Source organism: Neorhizobium sp. P12A (assembly GCF_008365395.1).
Taxonomy (GTDB): domain Bacteria; phylum Pseudomonadota; class Alphaproteobacteria; order Rhizobiales; family Rhizobiaceae; genus Rhizobium.
Genome location: NZ_QOVX01000001.1, coordinates 806,327 through 820,788, shown reverse-complemented (window position 1 = coordinate 820,788; position 14,462 = coordinate 806,327). Strand labels below are relative to the sequence as shown.

The 14,462-nt window shown below is 60.6% G+C and carries 16 protein-coding genes; 7 read left to right on the top strand and 9 right to left on the bottom strand.

From position 1 onward, the window contains the following. The first annotated feature begins 55 nt into the window (after window positions 1–55). The 4 genes from DTW90_RS03920 to DTW90_RS03905 all read left to right on the top strand — a co-directional run bounded on the left by DTW90_RS03920 (window position 56) and on the right by DTW90_RS03905 (window position 2,190). On the top strand, window positions 56–673 hold the full coding sequence (locus tag DTW90_RS03920) for a glutathione S-transferase family protein (protein ID WP_132518526.1): 618 nt from the start codon (window positions 56–58) through the stop codon (window positions 671–673). A 116-nt stretch (window positions 674–789) separates the two neighbouring features. Then, entirely contained in the window at window positions 790–1,305 is a 516-nt protein-coding gene (locus tag DTW90_RS03915) for a MarR family transcriptional regulator (protein ID WP_132518528.1), read from the top strand. Between the two features lie 71 nt (window positions 1,306–1,376). Continuing rightward, window positions 1,377–1,697, top strand: coding sequence for a nucleotidyltransferase domain-containing protein (locus DTW90_RS03910; RefSeq protein ID WP_132518530.1), 321 nt, complete (start codon window positions 1,377–1,379; stop codon window positions 1,695–1,697). Further along, the gene (locus tag DTW90_RS03905; RefSeq protein WP_246664884.1) at window positions 1,684–2,190 is read left to right on the top strand and encodes a hypothetical protein; all 507 of its coding nucleotides are present in this window, start codon (window positions 1,684–1,686) and stop codon (window positions 2,188–2,190) included. Before DTW90_RS03910 ends, DTW90_RS03905 begins: the two co-directional genes overlap by 14 nt. Here DTW90_RS03905 and DTW90_RS03900 read toward each other — a convergent pair. From DTW90_RS03900 to DTW90_RS03885, 4 genes are all read right to left on the bottom strand, one after another. Further along, on the bottom strand, window positions 2,187–2,861 hold the full coding sequence (locus DTW90_RS03900; protein WP_132518532.1) for an amino acid ABC transporter permease: 675 nt from the start codon (window positions 2,859–2,861) through the stop codon (window positions 2,187–2,189). The genes DTW90_RS03905 and DTW90_RS03900 overlap by 4 nt on opposite strands. Window positions 2,862–2,954: 93 nt before the next feature. Continuing rightward, entirely contained in the window at window positions 2,955–3,752 is a 798-nt protein-coding gene (locus tag DTW90_RS03895) for an ABC transporter substrate-binding protein (protein ID WP_132518534.1), read from the bottom strand. A gap of 75 nt (window positions 3,753–3,827) precedes the next feature. Further along, complete coding sequence (locus tag DTW90_RS03890) at window positions 3,828–5,033, bottom strand: pyridoxal phosphate-dependent aminotransferase (protein WP_149336544.1); 1,206 nt, start codon at window positions 5,031–5,033, stop codon at window positions 3,828–3,830. 194 nt (window positions 5,034–5,227) lie between these two features. Continuing rightward, complete coding sequence (locus DTW90_RS03885; protein ID WP_149336542.1) at window positions 5,228–6,004, bottom strand: aldolase/citrate lyase family protein; 777 nt, start codon at window positions 6,002–6,004, stop codon at window positions 5,228–5,230. Window positions 6,005–6,145: 141 nt separating this feature from the next. On the opposite strand from DTW90_RS03885, the gene DTW90_RS03880 reads away from it, so the two are divergent. Continuing rightward, on the top strand, window positions 6,146–7,237 hold the full coding sequence (locus tag DTW90_RS03880) for an LLM class flavin-dependent oxidoreductase (protein ID WP_149336540.1): 1,092 nt from the start codon (window positions 6,146–6,148) through the stop codon (window positions 7,235–7,237). Window positions 7,238–7,290: 53 nt separating this feature from the next. Here the strand turns inward: DTW90_RS03880 and DTW90_RS03875 are convergent, their stop codons facing one another. Both DTW90_RS03875 and DTW90_RS03870 read right to left on the bottom strand, forming a co-directional pair. Beyond that, window positions 7,291–7,530, bottom strand: a complete 240-nt coding sequence (locus DTW90_RS03875; RefSeq protein ID WP_132518542.1) for a hypothetical protein — start codon at window positions 7,528–7,530, stop codon at window positions 7,291–7,293. A 156-nt stretch (window positions 7,531–7,686) separates the two neighbouring features. After that, window positions 7,687–8,964, bottom strand: a complete 1,278-nt coding sequence (locus DTW90_RS03870; protein ID WP_149336538.1) for a cysteine desulfurase-like protein — start codon at window positions 8,962–8,964, stop codon at window positions 7,687–7,689. 239 nt (window positions 8,965–9,203) lie between these two features. Here DTW90_RS03870 and DTW90_RS03865 point away from each other — a divergent pair, with 239 nt between their 5' ends. Continuing rightward, window positions 9,204–10,076 carry an aldose 1-epimerase family protein gene (locus tag DTW90_RS03865; RefSeq protein ID WP_149336536.1) on the top strand — a complete coding sequence of 291 codons (873 nt, stop codon included), beginning with the start codon at window positions 9,204–9,206 and terminating at the stop codon, window positions 10,074–10,076. Window positions 10,077–10,176: 100 nt separating this feature from the next. Here DTW90_RS03865 and DTW90_RS03860 read toward each other — a convergent pair whose 3' ends face one another. Next, window positions 10,177–11,628, bottom strand: a complete 1,452-nt coding sequence (locus tag DTW90_RS03860; protein WP_149336534.1) for an MFS transporter — start codon at window positions 11,626–11,628, stop codon at window positions 10,177–10,179. 114 nt (window positions 11,629–11,742) lie between these two features. On the opposite strand from DTW90_RS03860, the gene DTW90_RS03855 reads away from it, so the two are divergent. Continuing rightward, window positions 11,743–12,618, top strand: a complete 876-nt coding sequence (locus DTW90_RS03855; RefSeq protein ID WP_149336532.1) for a helix-turn-helix transcriptional regulator — start codon at window positions 11,743–11,745, stop codon at window positions 12,616–12,618. Between the two features lie 46 nt (window positions 12,619–12,664). On the opposite strand, the gene DTW90_RS03850 is transcribed toward DTW90_RS03855, so the two are convergent. Together DTW90_RS03850 and DTW90_RS03845 are read right to left on the bottom strand one after the other, a co-directional pair. Then, window positions 12,665–13,393 (bottom strand): GntR family transcriptional regulator, encoded by a 729-nt coding sequence (locus tag DTW90_RS03850; protein WP_149336531.1) that lies wholly within the window; start codon window positions 13,391–13,393, stop codon window positions 12,665–12,667. A 105-nt stretch (window positions 13,394–13,498) separates the two neighbouring features. Continuing rightward, window positions 13,499–14,269, bottom strand: a complete 771-nt coding sequence (locus DTW90_RS03845) for a polysaccharide deacetylase family protein (RefSeq protein WP_149336529.1) — start codon at window positions 14,267–14,269, stop codon at window positions 13,499–13,501. Window positions 14,270–14,462 lie beyond the last annotated feature (193 nt).

Here is a 14,462-nt window from a genome sequence, read left to right as displayed (position 1 = left end):
TTCAAGTTGGCAAATGCCTCGCCGAAATCAGGAGGCCAAAATCAGGAGGAATACGATGCGGCTGATCGGAATGCTCGACTCTCCCTATGTTCGCCGCGTGGCGATTTCGCTCACAGCTGTCGGCATCCCTTTCGAGCACGAGCCGCTGTCGGTCTTCCGGACCTATAAGGAATTCGAGGCCATCAATCCTGTTGTCAAAGCTCCGACGCTGGTGCTCGACGACGGCACGGTGCTGATGGAATCCTCGCTCATCCTGGAATATATCGAGCGCCTCGCCCCGCAGGAGCGGCGCTTGACGCCATCGGAGACGGCCGATTTCGCCAGGGCGCAGCGCATCGTCGGGCTGGCGCTGACCGCCTGTGAGAAGAGCGTGCAAATCGTTTACGAACACCATCTGCGACCTTCCGAAAAGCTGCACGAGCCGTGGCTCGACCGCGTGAAGGGCCAGCTTCTGGCCGCCTACGGCCTGCTGGAGAAGGAGATCGGCACGGGTGAAACCTGGCTGTTCGGCGATCGGCCGCTGCAGGCGGATATCAGCGTTGGCGTCGCATGGTACTTCACGCAGGACATGTGTTCGGGCGTTGTCGATCCGGCCGCATATCCTGCTCTAGCGCAATTTTCCCGGCGCGCGGAAGCATTGGACGCGTTTCGTGCGATGCCTCACGAAGGCTAGTTCCGCCGTCATCAATCGAAATCTGAATGGCCTCTACCGAAACCTTTGACATTTCAAATATTGCTCCGTAGACCTTGAAGGATGCGGATTGCAACCGAATGATTTGAGCGAGGATCATGGCCGAGGCCGATAGCGGAACCGTCGATCTGGAAATCATCGTCCAGGATGCGCAAGAGGGCAAGAAGCGCGAGCTTCGGCTGTGGTTGCGCATGCTGTCGACGACCAAGCTGATTTCGCAGGAAGTGCGTCGCCGCTTGCGCAACGAGTTCGGCGCGACCCTCCCGCAGTTCGACCTGATGGCGCAGCTCTATCGCGAAAGCGACGGCCTGCGCCTTGGCGAACTTTCCAAGCGCACCATGGTCACGAACGGCAATGTCACCGGTCTGGTCGAGCGGCTGGAGAGTGACGGCCTCGTGGTTCGCGAGACGCCCGACGGCGACCGCCGCGTTACCGTGGCCAAGCTGACGCCGAAAGGCGAGGAACTGTTCGGCGCCATGGCGGCCGCCCACGAAGGCTGGCTACGGGACATGATGGCGGATGTCGATCCCGCCATCATAGCGGAGCTCTGGGCCGACATCGGCGCCGTCAAATCCTCGGTGAACGATCACTTATCGGGCGCCGCGTTCGACTGATTGCTACCGGCTATGCTTGGCTTCACGATTGCCAGCCAATGCTATAGGGTTCTGTTTGCATGGAGCCCAGCATGAACCGGATGAATGCACTGACAGCAAAGAGACGTGCGACGCGGCAAGAGCTTGCGTCGGCGGCAGTCGTGCGCATTTTGCATGAGGCCAGCAGTAAGGGCATCGACGTCACGCTGGTCGGCTCGCTCGCGAAAGGCGATTTTCGCGCGCATTCAGACGTCGATCTCCTTGTCCGCGGGTCGGTGGATTCCAAGCGCCGCCTGCTGATCGAAAGATTGGTCGCAGATGGCATGCGCGGTCCCGGTATTCCTTACGATCTCATCTTCGAAGATGACTTGACTGAAGATCGCCGTCAGGAGCTTCTTGATGGCATCGTTTAGCCTACCGGTCTTTTCGAGACTTTCCCCGAAGATCGCCCGCGCCGAGCACGAGCTGGCGCAGATGGCGGAATATTATGCGAGCCATTCGGATCAGGTGGCAGCTGGAGACTGGGGAGCCATGGCGGCGGTCTCCTCCGGTGTCCACAATGTCTACAACGGGATCGAGGACATTCTTCTCAGCATCGCGAGAGACGTGGATGACTCCGTGCCGGCAGGCCCTTCAGCGCATCAGGATGTTCTCGATCAGATGGCGGCGCAGGTTGCCGGAACGCGTCCGGCTTTATTGGATACAGGCCTCTACGAAGCCTTGGTGGAACTCAAGGGATTTCGCCATCTGGTACGCCATAGATATGGCTTTGACCTCAAGCCCGAGAAGGTCATCGAGAACCTTGATCTTCTCCAGAAGGTGTTCCCCGCTTTCATCGAGGCGGTGGTTGAACTGGAGAAGATAATGAGGGAAGGCGACGATCTTATTCCCCGACCGCCGCGTTAGCGCGTGCGCTCAGCCTTGAATTTCTTCTCCAGCAGGCTGACGAGCCGGACCATCGGCCAGAGCAGGATGATGTAGACGATCGCAGCACCGATCAGCGGTGATGGATTGGCGTAGAGCGCTTGTGCATCCTGGCCTTCCTTCAGCAGTTCCGGCAGGGCGACGGTCGATGCGAGCGAGGTATCCTTGAACATGGAGATGCAGTTGCTCGTGGTCGGCGGGATGACGATGCGCAGCGCCTGCGGCAGCACCACTTTGTAGAGCGTCACCAGGAAGGGGATGCCGAGGGCGGCGGCGGCCTCGAACTGGCCGCGCGGTACGCTTTCGATGCCGGAGCGGAAGACCTCAGCCGAATAGGCGGCCATGACGATCGAGAAGGCCATGACGGCCGAGGTCCAGGAATCCAGACGGATGCCGAGGAAGGGCAGGGCGTAGTAGATCAGGATCAGCACGACCAGGACAGGCGTGGCGCGCAGGATATCGATGTAGCCCACGGCGAGATACTGCAGGGGCTTCGGCGCATAGAGTCGGATCAGGCTGATGACGAGGCCGCCGGGGACGCCGATGATGATGCTCATGATGCCAAGCAGCAGGGTGTTCCACAATCCGCGCATGAGAGCGGGAAAGGCCGACATCAGGACGTCAGTATTGAAGAAAGTATCGACGAGCGACATGGGCATTCCTTACAGGCGCGACGAAACGAGGACTATCACGAAAGTGCCGGCCGTTGGCCGGCCGGCACAATGTTTTGCACATTGATCTTTTGATCACGCCTTCGGGATGGGAGCTTCCGTAACGGTGGACGATCCTGCGGGAGCGGGATTGCCGAACCACTTCTGGTGGATCTTATCCATCGTGCCGTCCTTCTTCATGGACGTGATGGCGTCGTTGATCTTGGTGACCAGCGGCGAATCCTTGGTCATCATCAGGCCGTACTGTTCGCCGGTCTTGATGCGGTCCTTGATCGCGAAGCCCTTCATTTTCACGAAGAGGTACTGCATGCCGGGAACGTCGCTGACGACGGCGTCGACACGGCCTGCGCCGAGATCGAGGAACATGTCCTGCTGGCTGTTATAGCCCTTTACGTCAGCAAAGCCGTTGGCCGCCTTGTTGTCGTTGACCCATTTTTCGCCGGTCGAGCCGGAGAGAACGCCAACGGTCTTGCCCTTGAGATCGGCGATGCCCTTGACGGCGCTGCCGTCCTTGGTGGCGACGCCCATGTCGGAATCGTAATAGGGCTGCGTGAAGGACTGCGACTTCAGGCGCTCGGGCGTGATCGTGATCGAGGAGATCGCGACGTCGATGCGCTTGGAGCTAGTAGCGGCGAAGAGTGCCTGGAAGCCGTAATCTGCAATGTTCGTCGTCATACCGGCGCGCTTGGCGGCCTCATTGACGATGTCGACCTCGAAGCCTTCGAAGCTGCCGCTGTCGGTCTTGTATTCGAAGGGCGGGTTATTCGGGTAGGAGCCGACATTCAGCGTGTCGGCAGCATAGGCACAGGAAGCACCGCCGGCGATGCCGACGGCGGCTGCAAGCGCCAGAAGATTGCGACGTGTAAAGTTCATTCGTTAGTCTCCCTCTGGTTTTGACCCGCAGACACGATCTCCACGGGGTATCGCCGGCCGCCGCGAGGGCGACCGTCATTTCATGGCGTCGACCATGCGATCGAGCGCTGTTCGGATTTGTCCGATGTCCCTGAAGATACACATGCGCAGGAAGGCGCGCGAGCTATCTCCGAAAAGATAACCGGGGGCGAGGCCAACGCGCGCGCTATCGAGAATGCGGGCGCAGGCGGCGCGCGCATCTGTCTCGCCTTCGAGCGCGAAGAAGGCATACATGCCGCCGCGGGGCTTGTCCGGCAGGATCATGCCCGGGATCTGCGGCAGCTTTTCATAGGCAAGATCGAGGCCGGCCTTGATCTTCGTGCGGATTTCCTCGACCAGCGGTTCGCCATCGCGGATCGCAGCCAATGCACCGGCCTGCACCATACCCGCCGTGCCGCTGTTGATATACTGCGTCATGGCGGCGAGCTGGTCGGCGACGCCGGACGGATGCGTCAGCCAGCCGATCCGCCAGCCGGTCATCGCCCAGGCCTTGGAGAAGCTGTTGATCGAGATGACGCGATCGCCATCCTCAGCGATCTGCAGGATCGAAGGCGCGACCAGGCCGTCGAAATAGAGGCGGCCGTAGACCTCGTCCGAGATGATCCAGATGCCGGTGCGGCGGCTGAAATCGAGCAGCGCCTTCATCTCCTCGAGGCTGGCGGTCCAGCCGGTCGGGTTCGACGGCGTCGAAAGGAAGATCGCCCGCGTGCGGGCGTCGCAACGGGCGAAAAGCTTGTCGAGGTCGAGGCGCCAGTCGGTGTCGAAATCGAGTGCGACGGGGCGTGGCTCGCCGCCGATCAGGTGGATGGCATTGTGGATGTTCGGCCATTGCGGCGCGACATAGACGACGTTACTGCCGACGTCGACCAGAAGCTCCAGCGCTATATAGAGCGCCTGCATGCCACCCGGCGCGATCGTCGTGCGCTCGATCGGGATTGAACAGTCGTGCAGGCGCGACTGATATTCCGACAGCGCCTCGTTCAGCGGGCCGTAGCCACGCATGTTCGGGATGTAGAAGGTCGCGCCGTCGTCGAGCGCCTGCTTCGCCGCCTCGCGGATGAAGGCGGGAGTGACCATGTCGCCTTCGCCATACCATAGTGGGATGACGCCGCCGAGTTCGCGGGCGCGCATGGCAAGCTCGGCGATGTTTTCCGTATGCAGGTCGCGGATCTGCGCGCGAATGCCCTCGAAGGCATGGCGGGCGCCGTCAGTCTCGGCGCTATAAGGCGGTTGAAAGGACAATGAACTTTCCCTGAAAGCCTGACATGAAAACTATCGCCCGCCGCTCACGGCGACGGTCCGAGCGCTCCTTATTTGGAATGGTTATCCAAAATCGACGGCATTTCAAGAGAAAAAGTTTAAGCTTAAAAAATCTCCCTTCGAGATATATTTTATCGTTCGCTTATCTTCATATAACATTCTGAATTATTTCAGTTTTATGCTGATATTGGTTTGGTGCCGAGATGGCGCGCCTGTGCCAGTCCCGATGCAAGCGAGGCCCCCAGGAACATCGTATCGCTCGCCAACATGAAGAAGCTGATCCCGGCATTCGACCACTCCGCGATATCATCCGGCGAGGGGCGGAATATCCCGACGGTTCGGCCCGTATCGAGCGCTGTTCGCGCGATGGTGTGGATGGCTTCGTCAAGCTTCGTTTTGCCTGCCGGACCCATGGCGTCGATGGAGACGGAGAGATCGCCGGGGCCGATGAAAATGATGTCCACACCCTCGACCGCGGCGATCTCGGCAATGTTGGCAAGGCCGTCTGCGGTTTCGACCTGAATGGCAAGAACCAGTTCTTCATTGGCTTTCGCGAGATAATCGGGAATGCGGTAGCCGTAGGCGGCTGCGCGGCCAGGGCCGACGCCGCGGTTGCCGATCGGCGGATAGCGAGTCGCCATGACGGCGGCTTTTGCCTCCTTCGCAGATGATACCCGCGGTACCAGCACGCCCGCCGCGCCGGCATCCAATACCGCCGCAATCTGCTCCTGTCCGTGACCGGGAACGCGAACCATGGCTGGAACGCGATGGACATCGGCGGCGCGGATCAGGTCCTCGATCCGCTCGCGGCTGATCTGCGAATGCTCCCAGTCGATGCAGAGGAAATCCGGTCCGGCCTGCGCCGTCACCTCGATCGCGACGGGGTGGGGGATTGCGGCGAAGGGGCCGACGAGCAGGTCGCGGTTGAGGCATTGCTGACGGAAATTGCTCATGGGCGGTCCTTCGAAAATCGATATTCCTTTCGGTAAGGGATAGCGCCAAAGGTAATCGATGCGAAGTCTCAATCTATTTTATGCTTGAAATATTCTTGGCGGACCGTACCGTTCTGACGGCAGGCTAGAGGAGGCGCAGGCATGATCAAACAACATCCGCTCAAGGGTTCCAACCGGCTGAAGCTCGGTGTCTTCTCGGCCAATGCCGATGGCGGCCTTGCCATCACCGACGTGCCGGAGCGCTGGATAGCGAGCTGGCAGGACAATCTGACCGCGGCCCAGATAGCCGACCGCGCGGGCCTTGAATTCTTCCTGCCGATCGCCCGCTGGCGCGGCTTCGGCGGCAAGAACCGGGTTCGGGAATGGTCGTTCGAAACCTTCACTTGGGCCGCGGCACTGGCGGCCGCGACCGAACAGATCGGTCTTTTCATGACGGTGCACGTCCCGCTCTTGCATCCGCTTTATGCGGCCAAGTCGCTCGCAACCGTCGATCACGTCAGCCAGGGGCGGGCAGGGCTCAACATCGTCTGCGGCTGGAATCCAAAGGAATTCGGCATGTTCGGCGTGCCGCTGGTCGAGAAGGGCTATGACCAGGCGGCCGAATGGCTCGATATCGTCGAGCGGGTCTATGCGTCAGACGAGCCGGTGGATTTCAACGGTAGCTATTACAAACTTCAGGGGGCAGTGAGCCGCCCGGCAAGCCTGCAGACCCCGCGTCCGGTGACGATGAATGCAGCCTTCGGCGGCCCGGGACGGGATTTCGCGGCCGGCCATTGCGATTATCTTTTCACTACTTTCACCGAGATATCAGACGCCGGAAAGCATGTGGCCGATATCGGTGAACGCTCGGCAAAGCAGGGGCGAGAGGTCGGTGTTTATACCGTCTGCCACGTGGTCTGCCGCGAAACCCAGACCGAGGCGGAGGATTATTACACCCGCTATGCCGTCACCATGGCCGACCACGCCGCCGTCGATGACCACATGGCCGGAAAGAAGGAATTCTCGCAATCGCACGACCGTGACGCCTATGACCGCTATCGTCAGCGCTTCGCCGGCGGCGCGGGCAGCTATCCGCTGATCGGCACTCCGGACAAGATCGCTGCGGAGATGATCGCGATCGCCGAACAAGGCTATGCCGGCATCGCGCTCTCCTTCGTGAACTACACGCAGGAGCTTCCCTATTTCTGCGACCGGGTGCTGCCGATCCTGAAAAATGCCGGTTATCGTGGCTAGGCATGCGGAGATTACGGGGCTTATTCTCCGCATTCTTTGCGGAGATGGCGCTGTTAGCCGCCGTTGATGTCGGCGATCTCGCCGAATTGGGCGAGCAGGCGCGGCGAAGACATGTCACCGCTTTCTTCGTCCACGATGACGGCATAGGCGGCAACGCCGACGAAACGTTCCGACATCGACAATGCGATTTTCTCGGCACTGACGGCATTCGATGCTTGGCGCATTTCGCCGGGCACCAGATTGCCGCGGTTCTTGCGGTAGGGGATGACTATGAATTTTTCCGCATTTGCCACGATGTTCTTCCCGGATGATCGTTCGTGCAATGTTCTGATTTGATCGGGGAAGTCAATCGCCGTTTGTCGTGGGATGCGGGTGAGATGCGGCGGAGCGGGGAGAGAATGCGGTGGCGAGAGTTGTTCGGGCGCTCGCCACCGCTTCAGACACGCGGCTTATTTGCGCCGCGCGATGATGTCGCCGAGGACCTTGTCGAAGCGGGCTGCTTCCTCGACCTTGTTGTAGTGGACCATGGAGATGCGCAGGGCGCCTTGTTCCATCGTCAGGCCGAGGCGCTTCATCAGGCGCGGGGCGAACATGTGTCCGTCGCGCAGGCCGATGCGGGCTTCGCCCATTTCCTTGGCAATATCCTGCGGCGTGATGCCGGGGATGTTGAAGCAGATCGTCGGTACGCGGCCGGCAACCTTGTCTTCATCGGATATGCCATAGATGACAGCGCCATGGCGCTTGAGGATCGACAGCAATTCGCGCGAAAGCGTCATTTCATATTCCCGGATCGCGCCCATGGCAGCGACCAGAGCGTCGCGGCGGGAATGTTCTCCAGTCGGCAGGAAGCGGCGGCCGAGGGCTTCGAGATATTTCACGGCGGCGTTCATGCCGGCGACGTTTTCATAGGTGAAGGTGCCGACCTCGATCTTGTAGGGCGGAACGTCGGGAATGAAGTCTTCCTTGAAGGTCGGCAGCTTGACCAGCGCGTCATAGCGGCCCCAGAGGAAGCCCATGTGCGGCGAGAAATTCTTGTAGCCCGAGCAGACGAGATAGTCGCATTTCCAGTCCTGAACGTCGATCAGGCCGTGCGGGCCGTAATGAACGCAGTCGAGGAAGACTTCGGCGCCGGCGGCATGGGCGATTTCACCGACGGTCTTGACGTCGACGATGGTGCCGATCGAATGGGCGGTGACGGTGCAGGCGACGAGGCGGGTCGTGTCGTTGACAAGCGGCTTCAGGTCCTCGGTGTGAAGCGTGCCGTCCTCGCGCATGCGCCACCAGACGATCTTGGCGCCATCGGCTTCCAGCGCCAGCCAGGTGGCGATGTTGGCGTCGTGGTCCATGTCGGTCACGACGATTTCGTTGCGCTCCTTCAGCATCTTGGCGATGCCGAGGCTGACGAGGCGGATGAAGGAGGTGGCGTTGAGGCCGAAGGAGATTTCCTCCGGGCGATAAGCGTTCACCAGCAGGCCTACGCTTTCGCGGCCTTCGTCGAGGTTGCGGTCGACACCTTGGCTGTGCTGATATTTCGCCATGCGCTGGACGTTGTAGTCGACCAGATGTTCGGCGACGGCATCGACGACCGACTGCGGCACCTGGGCGCCACCGGCATTGTCGAGGAAGACGAAGTCGCCGGCCTTCTGGATCGCCGGGAACATGGCGCGGATCTCATCGACGGGGAAGCTGTTCTGGCCGGTGAACTTTGCGGATGGGGAAGCGCTCATGGGCGGGGCCTCTTTGGACTTGGAAACGGAATGTGAAGGCGCGGAACAAGACGCCGATCGCCAATGTTGATCATTTGATCACAAGATATTTTATAGTTCAACTAAATTCGTGTCATCCGTTGGTAACGGCGTGCGGCGAAGATCCGCTATCTGCCTGTGAGGGGACTTGCATGATGGAAATCCCTGATGGCTGGCGATATGGTTCGATGCAGAAGCGAAGCAACGTGAAAGGACACTCGATGTCAACTCCAAGCCGGATCGGGAACGAATATCTTACCGTCGATGTCTCCTCTCTCGGCGCCGAAATGCAGGCGCTGACCACCAAGGACGGCCGCTCCTGGCTGTGGAACGGCGATGCGGCATTCTGGACCGGTCGTTCGCCTATCCTGTTTCCGATGGTTGGCAGGGCGCCGGAAGATACGGTTACGATCGACGGCAAGGCCTATTCGATGGGCCAGCACGGCTTTGCCCGCAGAAGCGAATTTGTGCTTGCGGGTTCCTCACCGACCATGTGTCGCTACGAACTCGCCGCGTCGGATGCCACGCGGGCAGTCTATCCTTTCGAATTCCTTCTTGCCGTAGAGCATGCCGTTGAAGGCCGTTCGCTAACGGTTTCGGCCGAAGTGACCAATCGCGACGAAAAGCCGATGCCGTTCGGGCTCGGGTTCCATTCGGCCTTTGCCTGGCCCTTGCCGGGCGCCTCGGCGGGCACGGTTCACACGGTCACGCTCGACAACGGTGCAGAGCCGGCGCTGGCGCGGCTGGAGGGTGGATTGGTGCGTCCGGGCACCTTGCCTTCGCCCTTTGCGGCTGGCCGGCTGGTGCTGGATCATTCGATGTTCAACGAAGATGCGATGATTTTTCCGCAGGGCGCCGGCAACGGCCTGCGCTATGCCGCAGAGGGCGGTCCCGCGATGCATTTCAGCTTCGAAAACCTGCCGAACCTTGCGCTGTGGCAGAAGCCGGGCGCGCCCTTCCTTTGCATCGAACCATGGCATGGCACGGCGGCCGAACTCGGCGGTTCAAACGACCTTGCAAATCGCCCCTACAGCCAGACCCTGGCGCCGGGTGCAAAGGCCCGCTTTGCGTTTACGCTCGAGATTTTGGACTAGGACAATCTGCATTCGTCCCAGCTGGACTCTAGCTTCGGCGAGCGCCGGCTGACGTCTTTCGAAACGTCAGCCGGCGCGTTCGCCGAAGCGTTGCCGCTATTTATTCCGGCACCACGATCATCGCTTCGACCTCTGCGGAGACCGGCGCTACTCCCCGCTGGCTAAGGAGCCGGTGGATGGCTGCGGCCAGGAGGATGACCATCAGGCCCAGCTCTACCATGATGGTTGTGATGCCGGCGGTCAGGTAAAGGTTCGAATGCTGCAACGTCTCGGCAAAGACCGCGCCGAGTATCGCCGGCCCGAGGCCAAGCGAGACCTGCTGCATGGTGGCCAGCATTGCGCTGCCCGAGCCGGCATGCTCGTGCGGCACATCGGCAAGACCTGCCCTGTAGAAGCAGTTGACGATGAATGCCTGGCCGAAGCCGATCAGGGCGGTCGCGGGAATGAGGTTGACGAGACCGGGGTTCGGCCAGACCCATTCCAGCGTGACGATGAGCAGGCAGAGCCCCACCATCTGGATCAGGCAGCCGGCGACCAGCACGGCTTCGCGGCGGACGTCGGAAAGCCGCGGCACCACGACGACGGCGGAGAGGAAATAGGAGGCGCCCAGCGCGATCAGGGCATCGCCGGATTGTAGGGGCGTCAAGCCCGCGCCGCTTTGCAGCGTCAAGGCAAACACGAACATGAAACCGCTCCACGACGTGAAGAAGATGATCGCGATCAGCCCGCCAAAACGCATGCTGGATATGCGCACCAGCGAGGGTGGCAGGATCGGGAAGCTGCCGCGCTCTTCCTTGCGGCGCTCTATCCGCCAGAGCAGCGCGGTCAGCGGCAGGATCGGCACGTAGCCGAGCAGGCAGGTCCAGCTCCAGTGCAGCGAGGGGCCGAGCGCCGTCGGCAGCAGGATCGACAGCGTCAACAGGGCGAGCGTGATAGTGCCGGACCAATCCACCGGCACATTCCTCTGGCCGCGCGTCTCGGGCACCTGACGCCAGACACACAAGAGAATCAGCACGCAGATGGGAAGGTTGATCAGGAAGATGCTGCGCCAACCGGAGCCGGCGATATTCGCCGAGATCAGGAAGCCTCCCAGCACCTGGCCTACGATGAAGGCGAGGCCGCCGATTGCGCCATAGAGCGCGACGGCGCGCGCGTGATCCCGCCCGCTCAGCGTCACATGGATGGTGGCAAGGATCTGCGGCACCATCAGTGCTGCGGCAAGGCCCTGCAAGGCGCGTGCGGCGACCAGAAACATGACCGAGTTTGCCACTCCGCACAAAAGCGAGGCGAGCCCGAACATCACGACAGCGATGGCGAAGATCCGCCGGCGACCGAAATTGTCACCCAGGCGCGCGCCCATGGCGAGGCAAATTGCAAAGGCGAGGCCGTAGGCCGAAACGAACAGTTCGAGCTCGGTTTCGCTGGCTTTGAGGGAGGCGGATATGGCGGCAAGGCCGACGTTGATGATGGAAAAATCCAGCTGCAACAGCAGCTGGCCGGCGAGCAAAATCACAAGGCCGAACTGGCCAAGGCTGATTTTCGCGGAAGACATGGCGACCTCTAGGGGGAAATGGAAAATAGCGGTTTCCCGCTTTCTATACCAATGTTAGACTGGTACAAGACCCGTGGTTAGACTGGTATAAATAATGCCAGGCTGGAGGCTCGCATGCACGGAATGTTCGATGTAGATCTCAATTACGCCTCGTCGCGGGCGCAGGAGCTCGGCGATATGCTGCGCCGGCGGCGGGAAAGCCTCGATCCCAACAGCCTTGGCCTTTCGCGCAGCGGCCGCATCCGTACGCCGGGATTGCGGCGGGAAGAGGTTGCGACGCGCGCGGCTATCGGAATTACTTGGTACACCAAGCTGGAGCAGGGGCGTCCCATCAAGGTTTCGCCGCGCGTTCTCCGTTCGGTGGCGCAGGCGCTGGATTTCACCGATGTCGAGACCGAGCATCTGTTCAGGCTGGCTGGCCTGTCCGCATCGCCCCTGTCGGCGCCGTCTTCCGTCTGCGAGCCGCTTTCCGCGTCCAGTCAGGCCATCCTCGATCAGCTCTGTCCCTATCCGGCGCTTATCCAGACCAAGCGTTACAATATTCGCGGCTTCAACGAGGCCTATTGCCGTCTGGTCGGCGTCAATCTCAACGCCATCCCGCCGGAGGACCGAAACTGCATCTATCTTGCCCTGATAAATCCGGCATGGCGCGCCAGCCTTGTGAACCCGGAAGAGGTGGTCGCCAACATGGCCGCCCTATTTCGCGCCTCCATGGGGGAACATCTCGACGATCCCTTGTGGGAGCGTCAGCTGGAACGCTATCTGGCTGCATCCGAGCATTTCCGCACCACCTGGCAGCAATATCAGCTGCGTGGGGTCGAGAATATGGTGAAGCTCTTCCGCGCGCCCGATGGATCCATTCTCACCCTGCAATCCAACAACTGGTGGTCCACCCCTGGCCATAACGATCGGATGATCGTCTACACGCCGGTCAATGACGAAAGCGCTGCCGGGCTGAAAGCGATGATGAAGAGGAAAAGGGCGTGGTGAAGCGCCCGCGCTGAAGGCTATTCGGCAGCGATAATCGAAAGTCTGCTCAGCGCCGCAATCCGGAGGCGGGGCTCTTGAGGCGCTGCTCCTCTTCGGTTGCCGGGCAATAGTCCCGTAAAATCTCGTGCGTGCGGCGGATATCGTTGACTATTGCGTCGCGGGTTCGTGTCACATCGCCGGCCTTCAGAGCGTCGATGATGGGCAGGTGCGGGTCCGCGGGATCGATCTCGCCGCTTCTCATCAACGGCTCGACCGAGGCGGAAAGCATGCGCATGTAGGGGCCGAAGCGAAGCCACAGCGTCTCGATCAGCTGCAGCAGCACTTCGGAGCCCGAGGCGCCGTAGATGGTGAAATGGAATTGCTGGTTCTTCGCCATCAGCTCGTAGACGTTGCTGTTGCGGCCGATCGCATGCTGCTCGGCGGCGATCGTCTCCAGCTTTTCGATATCCCTGGCCGTGAGGTGCGGCACGCCGAGTTCAGTCGCCAATCCTTCAACGGCGATGCGCGCCCGGCAGAGATCGTCGAGCCGCGCGCGTGTCACCATCGGAATGCGCGCCGAGCCGTTCGGGGCCACTTCAAGCGCATTTTCCGCCGCAAGCCTGCGCAAGGCTTCGCGCACCGGCATGTTGCTTGTGCCGAAGGTTTCGGCGAGCGAGGCGATCGTCAGCGTCTGGCCCGGATCGAAGTTGCCGGCCATCAACGCGTTGCGCAATTGCTGGTAGACGCCCTCCTGGATGGTCGTTCGGGAGGATACGGGCTCCAATGCAATGCGCATGCTGTCAGTCCTTCTCCGCAGGCGATTCAATTCGAAACGTCATCCTAGATCGAAGGATAGCCGGAGGGAACAGAGCAGTTGAGCGAATTCTGAAGCACTGGCTGCCTACTGATGGTAACTGCCGATATCCCCGAAAGCGTAACCGCGCTGTTTCAAGGCATCGATCAATGCGGCCAGTTTTTCTCGTCCGTTGAACTGGTCCTGAAACATCTCGTCATGCATCAGTAGGATCATCTTTCCTGGTCGGACGAACTTATTGTAGCGGAAAAGATGGTCGATTTCGCTCACGAGCGTATCGACCGACTGAACGGGCTTGCCGTCGTTGCTGTGGATCCACTCGAAATCCCATCCGTAAAGATAGAACCCGGCCTCGGAGACGAGTTCGTAGTCCAGCCATTCCCGCTGCCATTCGGCGACATTGATCGACAGGTCTTCGGTGGCAATATGCGGCAGGCGGAAGACATCGCGTCCCGGCAATCGTGCGTTGACGATCGGCGAGAGGCCAAGCACCTGATTGGCGTGCAGCATGTCGGAAACGACAGCCCGGGTGTTGGAATAAAACACCCTGTAACGGTTATTGGCGTGGGTGTAGCTGTGGTTCCCCAATGTCACCAAAGGCAAGGCCTTGGCTTGTGCCAACAGCTCGCGCCCCCGAGGACTGGTCTCGACATGAAGGCCGACCATGAACATGGCGGCGGGCACGTTTTCCTGCTTCAGGACGGAGAGGACATTCTCCGTGCCGGGCAGGGGGCCGTCATCGAAGGTCAGGTAGATCGTTCTGTCTGTCGCCAAAGCTTCGGCGGAGCTGGCGAAGACGAGAAATGTGGCGGCAAGCAATGTTTGAAATATGTTTCGTGGAAAATCGTATCGACCCATTGGTGCCTCGCCCCGAATTCCCGGCAATCTGGCATATCGGTACCAGCAAAGGAAGCCGACGGCGGGTACGGGGCCAACGTGTCGCTGAAGGATCCCGGGAGATGAATTCGGCCGGTTGGCGTGATGCAATCATGCAAGCGTGACCCGGAATATTCATGATCGGTAATCTTTGCCCGTTCTCGCCACGATGATG